Raw genomic sequence first — 20,344 nt, forward strand, 5'->3', positions numbered from 1 at the left:
GCCCTGACATGCGAATATTCGCATGTACGACTTTGACAATCATTTACATTAAGCCTTAAATCTCTACCCATGCACCTCAACACCCGCGTCTCGCGGCGCCTCACTCTTGCCACGTCAGTCGGCCTCTCACTCGCCCTCGTCACCGGATGCTCCTCCAACAGCACGGACACAGCGGCGGCAACAACCACCACCGCCTCGTCCGCACCGAACGAACAGGCCTCAGCAACACCACGCCTCGCGGTGTCCTACGACGGCGGAGTTCTGGTGCTGGATGCCACGTCTCTCGATATGGTGGGCGAAACCGAACTCGACGGCTTCACACGACTCAACCCGGCCGGCGACGGCCGGCACGTCATGATCTCCGCCGGCGAAACGTTCAAGGTACTCGATACCGGAACGTGGTCCTCGGCCCACGGCGACCATTCCCATTACTACACAGCGGATCCCGTGATGTCCGAGGTAGAATTTGCGGCCGATGAACCCGGACACGTTGTACGACATGCCGGGAAGACCGTCCTCTTCAACGACGGCTCGGGGCTCGTCGAGATCTTCGACCCGGTTCAGCTGGCAAAGCGCCAACCTCGCGTCGAGACGTACACCACCCCGGAGCCCCACCACGGTGTTGCCGTCGCACTCGCAGACGGAAGCCTGTTGACGACTATCGGAAACTCCGAGTCCCGCAACGGTATTGCCATCCTCGACGCCGACCGCAAGGAAATCCTGCGCAACGAGCAGTGCCCGGGCGTCCACGGTGAGGCAGTCGCAGCAGATGAAACGATCGTCTTGGGCTGCCAAGACGGTTTGCTCGTATACAAGAACGGAGCGATCACCAAGGTGCAGAGCCCTGATGTGTACGGCCGCATCGGCAATCAAGCCGGTTCCGAAGAATCCGACATCGTCCTCGGCGACTACAAAACCGACCCAGACGCCGAACTCGAACGCCCGCAACGGGTCTCCCTGACCAACACGACGACGTCGGAACTCGAACTCGTCGACCTCGGCACCAGCTACACGTTCCGCTCACTCGGTCGCGGCCCGCACGGCGAAGCGCTGGTCCTCGGCACCGACGGTGCCATCCACGTCATCGACCCGAATACCGGCGCAGTCACCAAGAAGATTGCTGTCATCGGAGAGTGGACCGAACCCACCGAGTGGCAGGAACCCCGGCCCACCCTCTTCACGCTGGACCACACCGCCTACGTCACCGACCCCACGTCGAAGAAGCTGATCGCCGTCGACCTCGAAGACGGCAGCATCCTGACCGAGACCACCCTCGATCACACCCCGAACGAATTGACCGGCGTCACCGGCTGATTCCACGTCCCGGAACCCTATTCCGCCGCGACGTTCGATAGCGACCACACATACTTCGACCGATCTCGGACTTGCATTCCGAGATCGGTCGAAGCAGTTCAGGCTGTCCGGTTAGAAATCCGTCCAATGGTGCGGGGCTGACAGAGCGTCGGGTAATTGCGTGTCAGCACTACCTCTGGCTGCGTTCACCTGAGGCTGGGTGACGTACAACGCGCCCGAGAGATCGGCGCCCTCCAATCTGGCATCACGCAAATCCGCCCCGAGCAGGTCGACAGCTGTGAGGTCACTTCCCCTCAGATCCACGGCGATCAGGCAGGCACCACGCAGATCGGCCCCACACAACCTGCGTGCCCGCAGGTTCGATCCGGCAAGGTCTGCCCCGGCTGCAATATTCGGCTCGAGGTGACCTACCTCGGCGCAGTACGAACCCCGAACTTCCTGGCTGACCTCCATCAGCATTGCCCTGACCTCCATATGAAGGGCGTCGATGTCAGTCGAGAACAGTTCGGCCAGACCGCCGCGAGTCAGTGCTGTAATGGCGGCTGCGAGTTCGCGAACTTCGTCCGCAGCATCGGGGTCGTAGGTGCGTTCCTGAGCCTCAGCCAGGTACCACAGCATCTCGTGTAACTGTTTGACGGTCTTGAAGGCGGCGAACATGTGTTGCTGAGCGTCAGGGCGCTCACGCCAGCTAACCCCGGAGAACAATTGCTGCGACACAACCTGTCCCGCACCGAAGCAGTCGAAAACTGTACAGCCACGGAAGCCCCGGGATCGAAGTCCTTCGTGGACAGTGCAGGAATAGTTGGAACCGAGGTGCCGACATGGCGATCCTGCCGGCTTGTCCTCGGCAAAATCGACCGATCGTGAGAACCCGAAGGCCGTGCAGCACAGGGCAAAACAGCTGTTGCAGTTGGCGCGCAGTTCCTCGCGCCGGATGGATGTGCGTGTTGATGACATGGTGAAGTGAGCTCCAAGGTGGGGATTCCAGTGCAGGACAGGAGACGGGAACCCGGCATCGGGTTCCCCTGAAGGGCACACGGGATCACCACCGCGCGTAGGCGCGGCACACGATCACTAAAGGTCTGGGTCACAGACAAGTTTTGTTAATCACTGCGAACAAAGTAGCAGTTCAGACGCCGCGAATACGAAACGGGTCAAGAGCCGAACATCGAGTATCAACGCTAACTAAATTGTGTTATCGTCGATTACATGAGTTCGAGAGCAAAGATACTGACGGCCGCGACCGAGTTGCTCAACACCTCTCCGGACGGCGATATCTCCACCCGCGCCATCTGTGAGCGAGCAGGCGTCGGCGCTCCCGCGCTCTACCGCCAGTTCGGCGACAAAGACGGCCTGCTCGCAGCGGTCGTCGATGCAGGATTCACGGAATACCTGGACGGCAAACGTGCCGCCGTCCCCTCTGCGGATCCGGTAGCCGATCTGCGTGCAGGCTGGGACGCACACACCGCGTTCGCGCTTGCACATCCCGCCCATTACCGACTGCTGCATTCACCCTCGGCGAAAAGCGCCGAGACCGCGCTGCAGGCGCAGGCCCTGCTTCGCTCGGTTCTCGAGCGCTGTGCGGCCGCAGGCGTCCTGACCGTATCCGTCGACGTGGCCACACAGATGGTGATGTCAGCCAATGCCGGTGTCGCGCTGATGCTGGTCGTGAGACCCGAGCAGTATCCCGATCCCACATTGTCGCAACGCGTTCGCGACGGAATTCTCGGGGCCGTCATCTCCGATTCCGCCGCCCCACCGGACACTTCACTCAACACCGTCGCATCGACTCTGGATACCCAACTCGCAACAGCAGATTCTACTTCACTCTCCCCCAATGAAGTTGCCCTGATGCGCGATTGGCTCCGGAAGCTCTCCGATTCACCCACCACCGATCAGGAGCACCGTCATGTCTGACACCACTACCCGCGTCGCCATTGTCACCGGAGCTTCCGGAGGGATCGGGCGTGCCACTGCCGAAAAGCTGGCTGCCGACGGAATGGCTGTGGCCGTTCACTATTCGGGCAATCTCGAGCGTGCACAGGAAACCGTTGACGCTATCATCACTGCCGGCGGACAAGCGATTTCAGTCCACGCCGACGTTGCCGACGAAACTGAAGTGGCAGCACTGTTCGATACCGTAGAGCATGAGTTCGGCGGCATCGACGTTGTTGTCCATGCCGCAGGCATCATGATTCTCTCGACAGTCGCGGAATTGAACTTCGACGATTTCGACCGGATGCACCGAACCAATGTCCGTGGCACGTTTGTCGTCGATCAGCAGGCCGCCAGGCGAGTACGCAGCGGCGGCGCCATCATCAATTTCTCCACATCCGTGAAGAAACTGGCCTTCCCGACCTACGCCGCGTACGCCGCCACCAAAGGCGCCGTCGACGCGATTACCCTCGTTCTCGCCAAAGAGCTACGCGGACGCGACATCACGGTCAACGCGGTTGCTCCGGGCCCCACTGCCACCGACCTCTTCCTGGACGGCAAAGACGAAGCGACAGTGGAGAATCTGTCGAAGTTAGCGCCCCTCGAGCGACTCGGAATGCCGTCGGACATCGCCGAGGCCGTCGCCTTCCTGGCCGGTCCCGCTCGCTGGGTCAACGGCCAGGTCATCTACGTCAACGGTGGCGTGATCTAACGCATCCCCTACGACGTCGCCGAACTCACTCGTTCTTCGGTTGCGGCTTCTCGGGGTTCGGTGTGGCCGGATCGATGGTGTCCGCCTGATCCCGCTTCTCGGTCAATTCGTCCTTGGAACTTGCCACTTCCCTTCGATGCTGCGCCGCATGCTGTTGCAGGGCAGATGCTTCCGCAGCTTTGGCATCGGCCTCGGCTTGCACCATGCGAGCCTTTGCCTCAGTCTCCTTGGCCTGGGCCTCACGCTGGCCCACCTCGAACGACGAATCTGCAACGTCCTTGCGAATCGCCTCTGCTTCGAGGTGGCGCCGCTCGTTACGTTTGTTGCGAGCCGTCCACACCAGAAGCGCCACGATCACCACCGCAACGACCACAACCACAACCGTCCAGATAATACTGCTGGTACTCATACTGCAAGCAGTACCCACCAGCAGATTTCTCACACGCCGAGATCCCCCAGGCTTACGTTGGCTCCACACAGAACCACGCACAACTCACCATCTGGCGGTGGTGAAACCGTGCCGTCCAGTACCGGAACCAGCGCAGCGGCGGTACCCAACTCCACGAGTATCCGAAACTCGCGCCACAGAAACGATCTGGCCTGAATTATCGAATCATCATCTACGACAACACTGTCCACTGCGTTGGCGGTGACAGTCTCCCAGGCAATGCCGCCGATGCGTGTCGCGCCGAGAGAATCGGCCGCGATGCTGTCCAACCCGATATCGACGGGATGTCCGGCCTTCAGCGCTGCGTGCAGCGTGGCCGCTCCAACCGGCTCCACCGCGATGACGCGATCGCCTGGCCGCGCAGCGGCAGCTATCCCCGAGACCAGTCCACCACCACCGACGGCGATGCAATAGGTAATCGGCCCGGCAACCTCCTCCGCAACCTCGAGTGCAATGGTTCCGGCACCGGCGACTATGTCCGGCAGGTCGTAGGCGTGCAGCTCCAAAGCTCCACTCGACAAGGCGATTTCGGTTGCCGCTGCGGCCGCCAGAACATACCGATCGCCCACCTTTTCGACCGTGGCACCCAAGGCTTCGAGCGCCGCGATCTTTGCATCGGGCGCCGTCTCCGGCACCACCACCGTGCAGCCCAGACCACGCCGACGCGACGCCCACGCAGCTCCGATCGCCGCGTTTCCACCCGATGCGATCACCACACCCGCGCTGGGCATCGTGCCCTCAGCAGCTGCCCGTTCTACCGCGTTGAAACTGCCGCGCACCTTGAACGAACCACCATGTTGGAGGTACTCCAGTTTGAACAGCACCGCGACATCTCCGCGAGGGGTCGAGACCGAGGTACGGAAGATCGGAGTCCGTCTGGCAAGTCCGTCGATCCGCTTCCGCGCCGCTTCGACGTCGACAACCGTCATCGCGACTGGTCCCGTGCTGTTCTCGCTGCGAGGAGTCATACACCAACTTTACGGACGGACCTCCGGTTTACCGACCGACCACCATGACATCTCCTCGTACGGAGACTAGATTTACTGATGCAGCCACAGTCGATGCACTACTGAAGGGCGCCCTGATGTCCAAGATCGCAGTATTCGGGGGAAGCGGATTTGCCGGCAGCGCCATCGCGAAGGAAGCACGAACACGCGGCCATGAAGTCACGACGGTATCGCGCACCGCTCAATCGAACTCCGACACCCACGCGGTGCAGGGTTCTCTGCACGACGCAAACACTGTCGAGCAGATCACCATGGCCAACGACGTCGTCGTGGTTGCCATTCCTGCCCGCGAAATCGACGGCAAGAAACTCCTCGACGCCGTCGCTACCCTGACTGACGCCGCCGCCCGTAACGGTGCTCGTATCGCCGTTGTCGGCGGTGCCGGCAGCCTGCTGGTCGCCGAAGGCGGCCCTCGCGTCGTCGATACTCCGGATTTCCCGGACGCCTACAAGGATGAGGCGCTCGCCCACGCCGATGTTCTCGACGCACTCCGCAACACCAGTTCTGATGTCGACTGGTTCTATGTCAGTCCCGCCGCACTATTCGGGGCGCAGACGGGCATCCCGGCGAAGGGTTCCTTCCAGATCGGTGGAGATATTCTCCTCACTGACGACGAGGGCTATTCTGCGATCGCCGGTGAGGACTACGCGCGCGCATTCGTCGACGAAATCGAAACTCCGGCACACCGACGCCAGCGCTTCACCGTCGCACACTGACTCCTTCCGCAGACGACAGCCCGCGACCTGGCAGTCGAAGAGCGCGAGTGCTAATCTTTTGTTGCACAGTGATTTCGGTTGCTGTCACAGGGACTGCGACCATGTGAAACATGGGAGGTGAGTTACTGTGCTCCGCTTCGACCCCTTCAGTGATATCGATTCGATCGCGAAGTCACTTCTCGGCGCAGACCTAGGCGCCAGCCGGGTTCCTCGTTTCATGCCGATGGACCTCTACCGCGTGGGCGACCACTACGTACTCAATGCCGACCTTCCCGGTGTTGATCCCGGAACCGTCGACGTAAGTGTCGATCACGGACTTCTCACGCTGTCCGCCACCCGTACCGCGTCGTCGGACGAGAACATGCAGTGGCTGGCATCGGAACGGTTTGCCGGAACCTACCGGCGGCAATTGTCCCTCGGGGAGAACATCGACGCCGACAAGATCTCCGCAACATACAACAACGGCGTTCTGTCCGTCACGATTCCGATCTCCGAGCAGGCAAAACCGCGTCGAATCGAGGTTTCTCGCGCCGGAGATTCCGAACAGACAATGATCAACCCGACGCGCGAGCACGAATCCAACCGTTGACCGGATTCTCCACGACTGGTGTTCGAGGAGGTGGTGCCCAACTGAATACGCCCAACGCATCAACGACTCGATGGTGGCCACCGATTTGGTGGTCACCATCGCTGTGGGGGCGCCGCAACTCGCCGGAGACGCATTTACACAGTGTTCACCTGCCCCACTTGCAGGCCTTACACAACCAGTCCACTCTCGGATGACGGTGATTCACCGCATAAGACACATCGCCGAACACGAGACGCATTCGGACGGCGATCACTCCGGACTCAACAAGGTGGACACATATGGATCAGGCAATCGTTGCCGCAGATACCGCGTGGATCTTGGCTGCATTCACTGCCGTATCTCTCATGGTTCCCGGACTGGCCCTGTTCTACGGCGGAATGGTCAGCGTCCGAAGCACTCTCAATATGGTCATGATGACATTCGGCGGCTTTGCCGTAGTAGGCGTTCTCTGGATCATTTTCGGCTACTCCGCGGTCCTCGGCGATTCACTGGGCGGACTCGGATTACTCGGTGACCCACTCGAGTACATCGGTCTGGGCCAACTCCTCGAAGCGCCCGCCGAACCCGCACTGCCGCCCGCATTGGTGGCAGGGTTCCAACTTCTGTTCGCGGGCATCACCGTCGCACTGATCTCGGGGGCGTTTGCCGACCGCCTGAAGTTCGGCGCCTGGATGATCTTTGCCGGGATCTGGGCCACTCTCGTGTACTTCCCGGTTGCCCATTGGGTGTTTGCGTTCGACTCCGCCGACGGCAGCGTCGTCGGCGGCTGGATCGCCAATAAGCTTGCCGCCGTGGACTTCGCAGGTGGAACTGCCGTGCACATCAACGCCGGTATCGCCGCACTCGCCGTAATCCTGGTGCTCGGAAAGCGTCGCACATTCCCGAATGCACCACGGCCACACAGCGTCCCACTGACCATTCTCGGTGCCGGCATCCTGTTCTTCGGCTGGTTCGGGTTCAACGGCGGTTCAGCGTTGGCCGCGAACAACAACGCGTCGGTGGTCATTCTGAACACGGTCGCCGCAGCGTGTGCCGGCATCTGCGCCTGGCTCGTCGTCGAAAAGTTCCGCGAAGGTCACGCAACGACGCTCGGTGCCGCATCCGGGCTGATCGCGGCACTTGTTGCCATCACTCCCGCCTGTGGCGCGGTTTCGCCGATGGGCGCCCTGATCGTCGGTGCCGCCGCAGGAGCGTTGTGCTGCTTCACCATTTCGTTCAAGTTCAAGCTCGGCTACGACGACGCACTCGACGTGGTCGGCATCCACCTCGTCGGCGGAATCCTCGGCACACTACTCGTCGGATTGCTGGCCGTACCCGAAGCTCCCAGCGGCGCCCAGGGACTGTTCTACGGTGGCGGCCTCGAGCTTCTCGGCAAGCAGACGGTGGCCGTGGTCGCGGTTGTCGCGTACTCGTTCATCGTCACATTCATCATCGCGAAGGGAATCGACCTTGCAATGGGATTGCGCGTCGATCCCGAAACCGAGTACGAGGGCCTCGACGTGAGCGTTCACGGCGAAACCGCTTATGTGATGGATTCCGTCTCGATGACGAGTTCCACTAAGCACCAACCCGACTCGGTGTCTGTTGCCGCCGAATCCATGACCACCAAGGCTGCGAGCACAGTCGACAGCAGTTCGTAAACCCACATTCCGACGTGTGCCCCTGCTCTCGAATCCGAGAGCGGGGGCGCAGTCGTGCTCAGCCCTGGTGATTGTCCGGATACGCGGTCACTGCCAGGAAGCGAATAGGCAACGTCACCAACTCGTTCGGACCGTGCAACCCCTCGCCGTCCAGCAGGAGCGAATCCCCTGGGCGCATTCGATATTCCGATTCGCCGTGCCCGTAGACCATTTCGCCTTCGAGCATGTAGAGCAGTTCGGTTCCCGGGTGTTGAAAGAGGGGAAACACCTCACTGGCATCAGTCAACGTGACGAGGACCGGCTCCAGCCGCTTGTTCTGCCCTCGCAACGACCCGAGCAACTCGTAATGGTGCCCGACCCGCGTGCCTCGCCCGACTATCTCCGCGCCGCGACCGGCTTCCACGAATACCGCGTCACGCGCCGTATCCGCACCACGAAAGAGTGATGTGACCGGTACGTCCAAACCTGCTGCGAGGCGCGCCAGCGTGGACAGGCTGCAGGAAGTCTGCGCATTCTCGATCTTGGACAACATCGCCTTCGAGATCCCGACCCGTATCGCCATGTCCCCGACCGACAGTCCGCTGGCCAACCGCAGCTTGCGCACCTGGGCGGCGATCACCTTCTCTAGGTCGAGGCCGGTCGGAGTGTCCGCAGGAACTTCGCGCTGCTCCGGTGCCGGGTCTCCCGTATCTCGGTGGACACTGCGCTTCGACGTCGTCATGGCCACAAGCCTAGCTGTGCGTCTACTGGGAGTAGACGCACAGTCGTTGTCCGCGTAGCTGATCACCTCGATTTTGTTTACCGCCACGTAACCGCAAATCAGTTTCCTCTCATTACAATAAGTTTCACGTCAGCGATCATGAATCAACGATCGGGCGCTCTTTCATCCAGCCACTTCCCTCAGGAGCAACGATGAGCATTTCTACGACGTCCACTACGCCGGCCGAATTCCGCGTCACCGCAGATTTCTGGGCAGACCTCCCTCAGATGCCAGAATCGGAGTATCCGGGAACCAAAGGATTCATCGACGATGTCTACTCCAATCCGGATGGATCAGAAATGTCCGCGGGCTACTTCGAATTGGTCCGCACCGACGCCCCCCTCGACTACCTCTACGAATACGACGAGATGAAGGTGGTCCTCGAAGGTGAGTTCGTTCTCGAAAACCTCGACACAGGCCAGGTGAGTGTCGCGAAGGCGAAGGACGCGATCTTCTTCCCCAAGGGTTCACGGATCAGGTTCACCACACCCGACCGCGCGCTGGCCTACTATGTCGGCCACCGCTCATTCGCACCGTAAGCCGGCCATCGTGAGTGTCTGTATCGAATCGACCAGCGTTCCGCGCTGGGACGCCGAACGCCTGCTCACCGATCCGGACGGGCGTTACTTCACCGTCGTCTCCTTCGGCGACCACGCACATACCGATGCCGCCCAGGTGGTCGGTAAGCATTCCAGCCACCGGGTCAGCTGGTTGAAACTCGCTCCGGACTGGAGTGCCGCAACTTCCGCGGTGTTGCAGCGAGAGTTCGCTGCCGCGAGAGTGGGGTGGCGATTGATCGTCATCGGCACCGAAATAGAAGTGCTACAGGCATATTCGACGGCAATCGCTGCGGGTGCCATACCCGCAGAGATCCTCACGTACGTCATCGACGACGCGCAACGCCGGGTCTATTGCGTGCATTGCCGGCACGCTCACCAAACGAATGCACCTGTCGGAGCACTCAGCCCGTGTCCACGATGTGATACCGATTTGTTTGTCTACCACCACGTATCCCGCAGGTACGGTGCCTACCTCGGGTTCATGGCTGACGCCGAGGAGCAAGGATGACCGCAGCAACGGACGCGCCTGGCGTCGCAGACACCAAATCGTTGACCCTGATAGTGACAGAGGCCTCTGAGCTCTGCGACGGCGTCAGAGCACTTCGACTCGAAAGCGCCGACGGCGCAACACTTCCCTCTTTCACACCGGGCAGCCACCTCGTTCTGGATTGCGGTACGACGCCACAGGGAACACCACGGCGCAATTCGTATTCGATGACCGGCCCCGAACTCGAACCGGATCACTATTGCGTGTCGGTCCAACTGGATCACGGTGGTAGAGGTGGATCGCGCTGGATTCACGGGCTCGAGCTTGGCGCGCACATTCGCGCGTCGCGCCCGCGCAGCGTGTTCGCTCCGGTACTCACGGCTAGGCACCACCTGCTGATTGCCGGCGGAATCGGTGTGACGCCGATACTTTCGCATGCGCGGGCCGCCGTGCAATGGGGTCGATCCTTCACCGTCCTGTACGTGTGGCGGGGGCCGGACGCGGCGCATCTCGACGAACTTCGCGAACTGTGCGGATCACAACTGCACTTGTTTGCCTCACGCCGAGAATTATGGGCTCACCTGGGACCGGCATTGCTGGAACAGCCACTGGGAACCCACCTGTACACGTGCGGCCCCAGCGCGATGATCGACGACGTCGAGGGTGCCGCACAGGCAGCGGGATGGCCGAGCGCCCGCATTCACTACGAACGTTTCGGCGGTGTGGATCTGGACCCCGGCCAACCGTTTACCGTCGCATTGCGTGGCAGCGGCGAAGAATTCGAAGTACCTTCCGGAACAAGCGTCCTCGAGACTCTCGAACAGCACGGCGTCACGATCCCCAACCTCTGTCGGCAAGGGGTCTGTGGCGAATGCCGGGTACCGGTGGCAGACGGGCGCGTCGCACATCGCGATCTGTATCTGACCGACGAGGAGAAATCCTGTGGCACATCGATGATGGCCTGCGTATCACGGGCCGACGCATCACGTTTGGAGTTGGACTTGTGAACGCATCGACAGAACTACTCGACATGCCCACTCGAATTGCGAACTTCCCGTTCCCTTTTGCCAAGGACTCGTACCGCTACAGCACCAACGTCGAACCTGCCGGGACGCCCACTACGACACCCGCCGGCGGCTGGGGAAAACACACCATCGCGATCGACGAGAACTACCATCACGAACTGGCCGAGCGAACAAGGATACTGGCGTCGGACGCCGGTAGGTATCAGAGCCTGTCCCACATGATGCCGGCGCAGTGGGACGCCATGATCTCGATCATGCGCATGCTCGCCGAGAGTTATCCAGAGTCAATGAGTCTCGAACGCGACGGCGCGGCCTGGGTCTGGCGGAACGTGTTGCTCGCTACCGAACAGCGGTTTGTCATCGGCGACCTCGATACGCTTCCGATTGATCCGCTTCGGTTTGTCACCAACCAGATTCAGGAGGATATTGTCCTCCTCGACCAACGAGAAGGACAACTCTGGGGCGACGCCGGTGTGGTCACTTTCGCAGCGGACTGGTCATTGCGATTCGACGTCGGTATGAGCTTTCTGCAAATCCACGGCCCGGTACCTCGCGTACATGCCGATGGAGTTGTCGCTCGCGCCCAGAGCTTTCTCATGCGCCTCGAACCCGGTGAGCGCTACCGGCGAACCAACTGGACCTTGACCGTCGACGGCAAACTCGACACGTCCACCGAAACCTATCCGCAGTGGGGACCTGACCGAACCAGCGTGGCGCGCGGCCCCCTCGAGGAGGTTGGTGACCGACTGTTTCTTCGCGTCGAGGTGCAGCACCTGATTCGTCTCGCAACCTCCGGGGCGATCATGTTCCTCATCCGGAGTTATCTTCTGCCACTGCGAGACATCGCGGTGGTTCCAGTCTGGGCGCATCGCCTGCACGCGGTGCTCGACGACCTTCCGGAAGATATGGCCGACTACAAGGGGATCACCAAAACCCGGGGACCGGCAATGGAATGGCTGCGCACACACGGAGGAGTGAACTCGTGACCACTATCCCGGAACTGGATACAACCGGACGGCAGTTTCTCCTCATTGCACTCGGCGGCTGCCGCGGCGGCCGAAACACCGTGATCGACTGGGCAACCCAGGCAATTGCCGTCGGCCGATCGGTGACTGTTCACGTTCAGGATCAACTCGATCTCTCGCCGATCGAGCAGGCTGTAGCCGGTTCCCGCACCGGCGCTCGAATCGCCATTGCCGGTCCCGAATACGACGTGATGCAAGCGCTGGCCGCGATACAGGCCTGCGGCGCATTGCCATGCGAAGTGCGCTCGTACGTCACGAGCACCGGAACCATCTCACTCTTCTGCCCACATTGCGCACACACCCATCGGGTCGAGACCCGGCCGGGCTCGGCACACGAATGCCCTTCGTGCCGACTACTACTCGATGTCCGGGTCCATAGAAATTCACATCGCGGAAGCTACCTCGGCTCCGTCGCCGCGTAACACCTTCCACTCGAGGAGTGCAGTTGTGAGTGATCTGAAAACCTTGCCGTGGCCCTTCCCCGACGAAGACCGTACTTTTCGCTACAGCGTCAACGTTCAACCGGCACCCCAGTACACACCGACACTCGCGGGGGCATGGGGTGAACATATCGTCGATCTGGGCGAGGACTACCTCGACATGATGAAACTACGACGCGACACCCTCGATCGGGACCCCGGCCGAGCACAAATGTTGCCGCACATGATGCCGGCATGCTGGGACGTCATGTTGTTTCTCATGCGTCAACTCGCCGCTTCCTATCCGGCTTCGATGTTGTTGGAAAGCAGTGGAAGTCGCTATCGTTGGACGAATCGATTACTCGGGATAGAACAGACCTTCACACTCGGCGACCTGTCCACGCTGCCCGAAAACCCACTGACATTCATCGGTTGCCAAGTACCCGACGACATACTGCTACTTACCGAACGTGACGACCAATTGTGGTTCGACGCAGCACTGGTCACCTCGTCTGCCGACTGGTCGATGAAATTCGACATCGGGATGAGTTTCGACGAAATCCATGTTCCGGTACCAGGATTGACCGCAGGCGGCGTCACCGGCAGAGCACAGAGTTTCATGCGAATGCTGACCACCGAACAGGTCTATCGCCGGGTGAACTGGACGTTCTCCGCCGTCGGTTCACGGTTGCGTGACACCAGCCTCGAAACAATGCCACTGTGGATGCACGACATGCCGGAGTTGATCGACCAGAAGGACTGGGGCCGAATCCAACTCCGCATCGAACTCGAGCATCTGATACGACTTCCGTTAACCGGTGCACTCGTGTTCAACATCCGCACGTACCTGGCTCCGCTGTCGGATATCGCCACCATCCCGCAATGGGCGGAGCAATTGGCGTCCATAGTGACCGAACTACCTCAGGATATAGCCGAATACAAAGGCATCGACGGCTACCGCCTGGCAGCAATGGCCTGGCTAAGTGCACAATCCGAAGTGGTCTATGCGACGGGCTGAGCCTTCGCATACAGTCGAAAGAATGGACATTGTCACGAGCACTGTGAACGGCGTGCCGCTGAGCATCGCCAAGCCCGAATCACCTGCCGCGCAGGCGCCTGCGGTGATCGTGCTGCAGGAGGCCTGGGGAGTAAACGCTCATCTCGAGAGCGTCCTTCAACGCCTCGCCGAGACCGGATATCTTGCAGTTGCTCCGCACCTCTACCATCGTGGATCACAGACGGTCTTCACCGATTTCCCGTCCGCCAAGGACTCCTTCATGGCTCTGACCAGTGACGGACTCGGCCACGACGTCGGTGCCGCGGTCTCGTACTGCAGGTCCGAGGGATCCGGCAAGATCGGATCCCTCGGATTCTGCATGGGTGGCTCAGTGTCACTGTGGTGCGCAACTGTTCCACTGGTCGATGCCGCGGTCACCTATTACGGCGGCGCAGTTGCCGAAGCACGATGGCCGGGTATCCCTTCCGGGATCGAACTTGCGGCCCAACTGAAGGTTCCGTGGCTCGGTCACTACGGCGACCTCGACACAAGCATCTCCCCGGAGAGCGTCGAGCAGCTGCGTGAAAACGCCGCAGATCTAGCGCGCGTGTACACATATGCCGACGCCGGCCACGCGTTCAACAACGACACCGCCGAACACTACAACCCCGAAGCATCAGCACTTGCCTGGTCACACACTATGGAGTTCTTTGCCGAGACCTTGTGACGGCGGGAGTTCTGGTCAGGGAACTCGCTTGACTACGGTCCCCCGTGACCTCGTCCTGAATCTGGTCGGCATCTACTGCTCGACTCTGCGCGCGACGCGATCGAGTGAAGTAGTAGATGCCGATCACGGCCAGGACAAACGGAACTCCGAACACCAGCGTCATCTTGAAGTCGTCGACCCACAACGTGGTGATCAGAATCGCGACCATGAGAACGCCGCCGAGGATTGTCCCCACGGGGAAGAACGGAATCGTAAAGGAAAGCTTTGTTCCGTCCTCTTTCATTCTCTTGCGGAAGAACCAGTGCGTCACGAAAATCAGCAGCCAGGTTGCCATGGCGCCGAACATCGACAGCGAGATCATCAAAGTGAATGCCTGCTCGGGAAAGAGCACGTAGACGATCGTTGCGACAGCAATACCCGACGTCGACAGCAGCAGTGCGTTGACGGGCGATCCATTGGATCGGACCTTACCGAGAACGGCTGGTGCATCACCGGCACGTGAGAGCGAGAACATCATTCGCGATGACACGTAGAGTTGGCTGTTCATAGCGGACAACGCAGCAATGATGACCACAAAGTTGAGCACACTGTCAGCACCGGGAATATTGACGACCTGCATGACTGTGACGAACGGACTGCCGCCCGCCAGGATCTTGTCCATCGGGGCGATCGCGAGAATCAACGCCAATGTTGCGATGTAGAAGACGAACAGCCGAACTATCGTGACCCGAAATGCTTTCTTGACTGCCACTGCAGGATTTTCTGCTTCGCCCGCGGCGATGGCGATCATCTCGATACTGAGGTAGCTGAAGATTGAAACGATGACGGCAAACCACATGCCGGACAGACCGTTCGGGAAGAACCCGCCACCGGCGGTGTAGTTGTGGAAACCGTACTCGGGGTTACCGCTACCGAACACGACATAGGCGGCCATGACGATAAATGCCACGATTGCGAATACCTTGATGGTCGAGAACCAATACTCCATCGTTCCGAAGGCCTTGACGTTGAACATGTTCACGCTGATCAGCACCCCGGAGAACAACACGATCCACATCCACGACGGTACGTCGGCAAACCAGAACTGCATGTACTCACCGATGGCCGTGACTTCGGTACCCACTGCGAGCACGATGCACGACCAATAGAGATAGCGGACGAGAAACCCGATCAAGGGTCCGACGTAAAACTCTGCGTAGGCACCGAACGAACCCGACGTCGCGTGTGCAACAGTCATTTCGGCGAGAGCGCCCATCAACAGGAGTGCGATGAGACCGCCGATCGCGTAGCTGATGATCACACTCGGGCCGGCAAAGCCGATAGCAAATTTACTGCCGAGAAAGAGTCCCGTCCCGATTGCCCCACCGAGCGCGATCATGCTCATCTGTTTGGGGCCGAGTTCGCGTTTGAGACCTGATTCTCGCTGCTGAATGTTTTTGAAATCACTCATGGAAAACTCCTCACGAAGGCGGCCGCACCAGAACCGCAGAAAGTTGAACGATCAAGTGACGGCGTCGCGCTCGCGAAACTCCGGGCGGTCCCAAGACCCACTCTCGAGGATGTCCCTCAGAGCGTCGACTGCGTTCCACACGTCGACATAGCCGATATACAAGGGGGTGACACCGAATCGCAAGACCCCGGGTTCGCGATAGTCACCGATGACTCCGCGCGCGATGAGAGCCTTCATGATCGAGTAACCCTCAGGATGAACAAAACTCACATGAGACGCACGATGCTCATGCTCCAGCGGCGTGATCAATTCCAAACCGAAACCCGCGCAGTGCTGCTCGACCAAAGCGATGAACAGATCGGTCAATGCGAGTGACTTCTGCCGGATGTCGGACATGTCGACGCGCAGCGCGATCTCGAGGCCGCATTCGACAAGCGATAGAGCCGTAATCGGCTGCGTTCCGATAAGGAATCGCCGGATCCCTTCATGCGCCTCGTAGCCTGGCTCCATCGCGAATGGCCGGGCGTGACCCCACCACCCGGACAGCGGTTGTCTGCCTGCATGCATATTCCGCTCGTTCACCCAGATGAATGCCGGCGATCCGGGACCGCCGTTGAGGTACTTGTACGTGCAGCCGACCGCGAAGTCTGCGTCTGCGCCAACCAGATCGATCGGCACGGCTCCGGCGGAATGCGCGAGGTCCCAGATCATCAATGCACCGCGCTCGTGCACCTCCGTCGTTACCGCTGACATGTCGTACAGGTACCCGGTGCGATAGTTCGCGTGGGACAGCATCACAACCGCGGTGTCAGCGTCGACGGCTGACGACAGTTCCGCGGGATCGTCGATCAACCGCAACTCGTATCCGCTGTCGAGGAAACCGATGATGCCCTCTGCGATATAGAGATCAGTGGGAAAATTGTCTCGCTCGGACACGATCACACGACGCGCGGGCTGCGTCTGCTTTGCAATGCTCAGCGCTGCGGCCAGGCACTTGAACAAGTTGATCGAGGTCGAATCAGTCACCGCCACTTGACCTTGGCCAGCGCCCAGCAAAGGTGCGAGCTTGTCACCGAGCCGTACGGGAAGGTCGAACCACCCTGCGGTATTCCAGCTTCGGATCAGACCCGTCCCCCATTCTTCGTGGACGACGCGTTCAGCACAGGCACTGGCCGAATGCGGACGAGGTCCGAGCGAGTTTCCGTCGAAGTACAAAACTCCCACCGGAAGATCGAACTCGTCGCGGATCGCGCGGATCGGATCCTCGGCATCGGCTCGAAGGCAATCTTCGAAAGTCTCGAGTGTGCGCGAAGTAGTCATGATTCTCCTGAAAATGTTGGTGGCAAGATGATTACGAGTAGGTACGCAGCACGGCCCGCACCGGACTTGCGTCGAGATCTCGAAACTTCAGCGGCAGAGCAATGAGTTCGTAGATGCCTTCGTCGACGCCGTCGAGGCAAAGTCCTTCGAGGATCGCGATGTTACGATCGCTTGCCGCGTGGTGCCCATCCATGGTTTTGCTGTCCATCGGATCGAATGAAGCACCATCGATTCCGATCAGAACTCCACCGCGATCCGCAAACCAGTGCGTCAGTTCCGGGGAGACACCGGCAAAGGTGTTGTCCCACTCGCCCGGATATTTCACGTAAGTCCGAAGGATCAGTCGCTGCGGTAGATGGCCGCCGAGTCGCTCAACGGCATCTTCGACGGGCCCGATGCAGGCGGCACCGTCGACCACCGTCATGTCGACCACCGTCATGTCGACCACCAGGGCCTCACCGAGATAAGGCTCCAGAGGAACGGAACCAATGGTCGCGCCGTCGATGCGAGTGTGCGCCGGCGCATCGGCGTGAGCACCGATATGAGGAGTGGTGGTGATTCTGTTGATCGTGACCACATCACTGCCGCCCAGGTCCGACGTGACAGCCCGCGTGAACGCGGTATCGCCAGGCCACACCGGCGTCTCTTCGAAGATCGGCGGGCTGATGTCGATCAGCCCTGCGTCGCCCGTGCGTCGGCCGATCCTCGGAAGCATCCAGACCCCTTAGTTCACAGTCGATTGAGTCAACGTCGACCGTTTGATAATTCGATGTGTCTGGCAAAAGCTAGAATCATCGACAAGCGTGGTCAAGAGATGCTGAATATCTTCGCAATGACAGGGAGAAATCAGATGATTAATGCGATCGAACGGGCGGCCGCCGCGGCTCGGCCGAATCATATTCGGCTTGACGACGTCGACATGGCGATTCTTCGCGAGCTGATTCACAACGCCCGGATACCGAACAACTCACTTGCCGAGAAGGTAGGCGTCGCCCCGTCGACTGCTCTCGCACGGATGCGCGCTCTACGCGAATCGGGCGTCATCAAGGGGTTTCACGCAGATGTCGACCTCGAGAAGCTCGGACTCGAGATCTCGGCGATGGTGTCCATCTTGATACATTCGCGCGCACGGAATCGGATGACCGAAATTGCCGAACGGATCGCCGCACTGGACTCGGTTCAGCGCGTATTTCTCATGAGCGGGGACCGGGATCTACTTGTGCACATTTCGTGCGAAACGCCCGCAAGACTCAGGGATTTTGTCAGCACTCATCTCAACGATCCCGCTATCGCGAACACTCAGACAAACTTGATCTTCAGCGAGCTACAACACTCGCACTGAGTGGATCGCTCAGCCCTGGACGCCGGCCTGAGAACGAAAAACGGTAGGTGCGAACACAAGATGTGTTTGCACCTACCGTTTTCGGCTGGGCGGTCAGGATCCGGCGCGGATCCATTCTTCGAGATGCGGCGCTTCGGTGCCGATGGTGGTGCCGTCGCCGTGACCCGTGTGGACCTTGGTCTCGGCGGGTAGGGCAAACAACTTGTCGCGGATCGATCCGATGATGGTCGGGAAATCGGAGTACGAGCGCCCCGTTGCGCCCGGTCCACCGGAGAACAAAGTGTCACCACTGAACAGTTCCCCCGCCTCAGGAAGATAGAGGCAGGTCGATCCCGGCGAGTGTCCCGGCGTGTGCATGGCCAGAATATCGGTGCCCGCCACGGAGATTCGCTGTCCGTCTTCCAAACTCAAGTGCTTTACGCCTGGATGCGTCATCTCCCAGAGGACGTCGTCAGCCGGATTCAGGTAGATGGGAGCGTCGAGCTTCTCGGACAGTTCCGGTGCAACGGTGACGTGATCGTTGTGCCCGTGAGTGCAGACGATTCCGACAACCTTACGGCCGGCAACGGCGTCGATGATGGGCTGCGCGGTGTGTGCAGCATCCACGACAACCACCTCGTTGTCGTCACCGATCAACCAGATGTTGTTGTCCACGTCCCAGGTGCCGCCGTCGAGACTGAACGATCCCGACGTGACGACGCGATCGACTCGCAAGGTCACAGGACCACCACCGAGCGCAAAACCTCGCCGCGGTGCATCGTCTCGAAGGCCTTCTCGACCTCGTCGAGCTTGATGCGCTCGCTGACGAACTTCTCGAGCGGCAGACGCCCCTGCTGGTACAGATCGACCAAGACCGGGAAGTCGCGCTCGGGCAGGCAATCTCCGTACCACGACGACTTGAGTGAACCACCGCGCGAGAAGAAGTCCACCAGCGGCATCTCCAGCTTCATGTCCGGCGTCGGAACACCCACCAGCACTACTGTTCCAGCAAGGTCACGCGCATAGAAGGCCTGCTTCCACGTCTCCGGGCGCCCGACAGCGTCAACGACGACGTCCGCGCCGAAACCACCGGTCAGCTCCTGAACCGCCTCGACAACGTCGTCGACCTCGGTGGCGTTGATCGTGTGGGTAGCGCCAAGTTCTGTGGCCCACTCCAGCTTTCGCGGATCACGATCGATTGCGATGATGGTGTTGGCGCCGGCCAGACGCGAACCCATGATGGCGGCGTCGCCGACACCGCCGCAGCCGATGACAGCGACCGAGTCGCCGCGGCCGACGTTGCCCGTGTTCATGGCGGCGCCCATACCGGCCATGACACCGCAGCCGAGGAGGCCGACAACCGCCGGGTCGGCCGACGCGTCGACCTTGGTGCACTGGCCTTCGTGGACAAGAGTCTTGTCGGCAAACGCGCCGATGCCGAGAGCCGGTGTCAATTCGGTGCCGTCTTCGAGCGTCATCTTCTGCTCTGCGTTGAACGTGTCGAAGCAGTACTGCGGGCGTCCGCGCTTACATGCACGACACTGCCCGCACACGGCACGCCAGTTGAGGACGACGAAGTCGCCCACCTCGACGTGAGTGACACCGGGGCCGACGCTCTCGACGATGCCCGACGCCTCGTGTCCGAGGAGGAACGGGTATTCGTCGTTGATGCCGCCGTCGCGGTAGGTGAGGTCGGTGTGGCACACGCCGCACGCTGCGATGGCAACAACCACCTCGTTGGCACCGGGATCGGGAATCGTAATGGGGACGATTTCGACGGGGGCACCCTTGGATCGGGCGATGACGCCGCGTACCTGCTGTGGCATGGCTCTGCTCCTGGCTTGTGCGTTTTCGGACATGTCGTCACATAGCAATATATGAACGCACTACGA

At 60.4% G+C, this 20,344-nt stretch carries 23 protein-coding genes; 14 read left to right on the forward strand and 9 right to left on the reverse strand.

What is annotated here, in order from left to right:
* The first annotated feature begins 69 nt into the window (after nucleotides 1–69).
* The gene (gene aztD, locus ACFRFQ_RS06250) at nucleotides 70–1,314 is read left to right on the forward strand and encodes a zinc metallochaperone AztD (protein WP_378654470.1); all 1,245 of its coding nucleotides are present in this window, start codon (nucleotides 70–72) and stop codon (nucleotides 1,312–1,314) included.
* A 111-nt stretch (nucleotides 1,315–1,425) separates the two neighbouring features.
* Here the strand turns inward: aztD and ACFRFQ_RS06255 are convergent, their stop codons facing one another.
* Nucleotides 1,426–2,031: a pentapeptide repeat-containing protein gene (locus ACFRFQ_RS06255; protein ID WP_378654472.1), complete on the reverse strand. Its 606-nt coding sequence runs from the start codon at nucleotides 2,029–2,031 to the stop codon at nucleotides 1,426–1,428.
* A gap of 492 nt (nucleotides 2,032–2,523) precedes the next feature.
* On the opposite strand from ACFRFQ_RS06255, the gene ACFRFQ_RS06260 reads away from it, so the two are divergent.
* Entirely contained in the window at nucleotides 2,524–3,231 is a 708-nt protein-coding gene (locus ACFRFQ_RS06260) for a TetR/AcrR family transcriptional regulator (protein ID WP_378654474.1), read from the forward strand.
* Complete coding sequence (locus tag ACFRFQ_RS06265; RefSeq protein WP_378654476.1) at nucleotides 3,224–3,961, forward strand: SDR family oxidoreductase; 738 nt, start codon at nucleotides 3,224–3,226, stop codon at nucleotides 3,959–3,961. The genes ACFRFQ_RS06260 and ACFRFQ_RS06265 overlap by 8 nt, the downstream gene beginning before the upstream one ends.
* Before the next feature lie 25 nt (nucleotides 3,962–3,986).
* Here ACFRFQ_RS06265 and ACFRFQ_RS06270 read toward each other — a convergent pair whose 3' ends face one another.
* Together ACFRFQ_RS06270 and ACFRFQ_RS06275 are read right to left on the reverse strand one after the other, a co-directional pair.
* Nucleotides 3,987–4,370 (reverse strand): hypothetical protein, encoded by a 384-nt coding sequence (locus ACFRFQ_RS06270; RefSeq protein WP_378654479.1) that lies wholly within the window; start codon nucleotides 4,368–4,370, stop codon nucleotides 3,987–3,989.
* Between the two features lie 29 nt (nucleotides 4,371–4,399).
* Complete coding sequence (locus tag ACFRFQ_RS06275) at nucleotides 4,400–5,377, reverse strand: serine/threonine dehydratase (protein WP_378654481.1); 978 nt, start codon at nucleotides 5,375–5,377, stop codon at nucleotides 4,400–4,402.
* A gap of 116 nt (nucleotides 5,378–5,493) precedes the next feature.
* On the opposite strand from ACFRFQ_RS06275, the gene ACFRFQ_RS06280 reads away from it, so the two are divergent.
* The 3 genes from ACFRFQ_RS06280 (at nucleotide 5,494) to ACFRFQ_RS06290 (ending at nucleotide 8,361) form a co-directional block, all read left to right on the forward strand.
* Nucleotides 5,494–6,132: an NAD(P)-dependent oxidoreductase gene (locus ACFRFQ_RS06280; RefSeq protein WP_378654483.1), complete on the forward strand. Its 639-nt coding sequence runs from the start codon at nucleotides 5,494–5,496 to the stop codon at nucleotides 6,130–6,132.
* Nucleotides 6,133–6,259: 127 nt separating this feature from the next.
* Entirely contained in the window at nucleotides 6,260–6,721 is a 462-nt protein-coding gene (locus ACFRFQ_RS06285; RefSeq protein WP_138870778.1) for an Hsp20/alpha crystallin family protein, read from the forward strand.
* A gap of 278 nt (nucleotides 6,722–6,999) precedes the next feature.
* Nucleotides 7,000–8,361 carry an ammonium transporter gene (locus ACFRFQ_RS06290; protein WP_378654485.1) on the forward strand — a complete coding sequence of 454 codons (1,362 nt, stop codon included), beginning with the start codon at nucleotides 7,000–7,002 and terminating at the stop codon, nucleotides 8,359–8,361.
* Between the two features lie 58 nt (nucleotides 8,362–8,419).
* On the opposite strand, the gene ACFRFQ_RS06295 is transcribed toward ACFRFQ_RS06290, so the two are convergent.
* Entirely contained in the window at nucleotides 8,420–9,082 is a 663-nt protein-coding gene (locus ACFRFQ_RS06295) for a helix-turn-helix domain-containing protein (protein ID WP_378654487.1), read from the reverse strand.
* Between the two features lie 191 nt (nucleotides 9,083–9,273).
* On the opposite strand from ACFRFQ_RS06295, the gene ACFRFQ_RS06300 reads away from it, so the two are divergent.
* The 7 genes from ACFRFQ_RS06300 to ACFRFQ_RS06330 are packed head-to-tail and all read left to right on the forward strand — an operon-like array spanning nucleotide 9,274 to nucleotide 14,361.
* Entirely contained in the window at nucleotides 9,274–9,660 is a 387-nt protein-coding gene (locus ACFRFQ_RS06300; protein ID WP_378654489.1) for an ethanolamine utilization protein, read from the forward strand.
* A gap of 10 nt (nucleotides 9,661–9,670) precedes the next feature.
* The gene (locus ACFRFQ_RS06305; protein ID WP_378654491.1) at nucleotides 9,671–10,189 is read left to right on the forward strand and encodes a dimethylamine monooxygenase subunit DmmA family protein; all 519 of its coding nucleotides are present in this window, start codon (nucleotides 9,671–9,673) and stop codon (nucleotides 10,187–10,189) included.
* Nucleotides 10,186–11,175, forward strand: coding sequence for a PDR/VanB family oxidoreductase (locus tag ACFRFQ_RS06310; protein WP_378654493.1), 990 nt, complete (start codon nucleotides 10,186–10,188; stop codon nucleotides 11,173–11,175). Before ACFRFQ_RS06305 ends, ACFRFQ_RS06310 begins: the two co-directional genes overlap by 4 nt.
* A 23-nt stretch (nucleotides 11,176–11,198) precedes the next feature.
* On the forward strand, nucleotides 11,199–12,179 hold the full coding sequence (locus tag ACFRFQ_RS06315; RefSeq protein WP_378655079.1) for a DUF3445 domain-containing protein: 981 nt from the start codon (nucleotides 11,199–11,201) through the stop codon (nucleotides 12,177–12,179).
* Nucleotides 12,176–12,640, forward strand: coding sequence for a dimethylamine monooxygenase subunit DmmA family protein (locus ACFRFQ_RS06320; RefSeq protein ID WP_378654495.1), 465 nt, complete (start codon nucleotides 12,176–12,178; stop codon nucleotides 12,638–12,640). The genes ACFRFQ_RS06315 and ACFRFQ_RS06320 overlap by 4 nt, the downstream gene beginning before the upstream one ends.
* Nucleotides 12,641–12,665: 25 nt before the next feature.
* On the forward strand, nucleotides 12,666–13,655 hold the full coding sequence (locus ACFRFQ_RS06325) for a DUF3445 domain-containing protein (RefSeq protein ID WP_378654497.1): 990 nt from the start codon (nucleotides 12,666–12,668) through the stop codon (nucleotides 13,653–13,655).
* A gap of 22 nt (nucleotides 13,656–13,677) precedes the next feature.
* Nucleotides 13,678–14,361, forward strand: coding sequence for a dienelactone hydrolase family protein (locus tag ACFRFQ_RS06330; protein ID WP_378654500.1), 684 nt, complete (start codon nucleotides 13,678–13,680; stop codon nucleotides 14,359–14,361).
* Here the strand turns inward: ACFRFQ_RS06330 and ACFRFQ_RS06335 are convergent.
* The 3 genes from ACFRFQ_RS06335 to ACFRFQ_RS06345 are packed head-to-tail and all read right to left on the reverse strand — an operon-like array spanning nucleotide 14,333 to nucleotide 17,846.
* On the reverse strand, nucleotides 14,333–15,811 hold the full coding sequence (locus ACFRFQ_RS06335) for an amino acid permease (protein ID WP_378654503.1): 1,479 nt from the start codon (nucleotides 15,809–15,811) through the stop codon (nucleotides 14,333–14,335). The two genes, ACFRFQ_RS06330 and ACFRFQ_RS06335, sit on opposite strands and share 29 nt — an antisense overlap.
* A 51-nt stretch (nucleotides 15,812–15,862) precedes the next feature.
* Nucleotides 15,863–17,131 carry a kynureninase gene (gene kynU / locus ACFRFQ_RS06340; RefSeq protein WP_378654506.1) on the reverse strand — a complete coding sequence of 423 codons (1,269 nt, stop codon included), beginning with the start codon at nucleotides 17,129–17,131 and terminating at the stop codon, nucleotides 15,863–15,865.
* 31 nt (nucleotides 17,132–17,162) lie between these two features.
* Nucleotides 17,163–17,846: a cyclase family protein gene (locus ACFRFQ_RS06345; protein ID WP_378654508.1), complete on the reverse strand. Its 684-nt coding sequence runs from the start codon at nucleotides 17,844–17,846 to the stop codon at nucleotides 17,163–17,165.
* A gap of 135 nt (nucleotides 17,847–17,981) precedes the next feature.
* Between ACFRFQ_RS06345 and ACFRFQ_RS06350 the strand changes: the two genes are divergently transcribed.
* Nucleotides 17,982–18,473 carry an Lrp/AsnC family transcriptional regulator gene (locus ACFRFQ_RS06350; RefSeq protein ID WP_378654510.1) on the forward strand — a complete coding sequence of 164 codons (492 nt, stop codon included), beginning with the start codon at nucleotides 17,982–17,984 and terminating at the stop codon, nucleotides 18,471–18,473.
* A gap of 93 nt (nucleotides 18,474–18,566) precedes the next feature.
* On the opposite strand, the gene ACFRFQ_RS06355 is transcribed toward ACFRFQ_RS06350, so the two are convergent.
* Both ACFRFQ_RS06355 and ACFRFQ_RS06360 read right to left on the reverse strand, forming a co-directional pair.
* A complete protein-coding gene (locus tag ACFRFQ_RS06355) occupies nucleotides 18,567–19,193 on the reverse strand; it encodes an MBL fold metallo-hydrolase (protein WP_138870791.1) in 627 nt (208 codons plus the stop codon).
* Entirely contained in the window at nucleotides 19,190–20,278 is a 1,089-nt protein-coding gene (locus ACFRFQ_RS06360; protein WP_378654513.1) for an S-(hydroxymethyl)mycothiol dehydrogenase, read from the reverse strand. Before ACFRFQ_RS06360 ends, ACFRFQ_RS06355 begins: the two co-directional genes overlap by 4 nt.
* Nucleotides 20,279–20,344 lie beyond the last annotated feature (66 nt).

This window comes from Rhodococcus sp. NPDC056743, assembly GCF_042790355.1.
Classification (GTDB): Bacteria; Actinomycetota; Actinomycetes; order Mycobacteriales; family Mycobacteriaceae; genus Rhodococcus_F.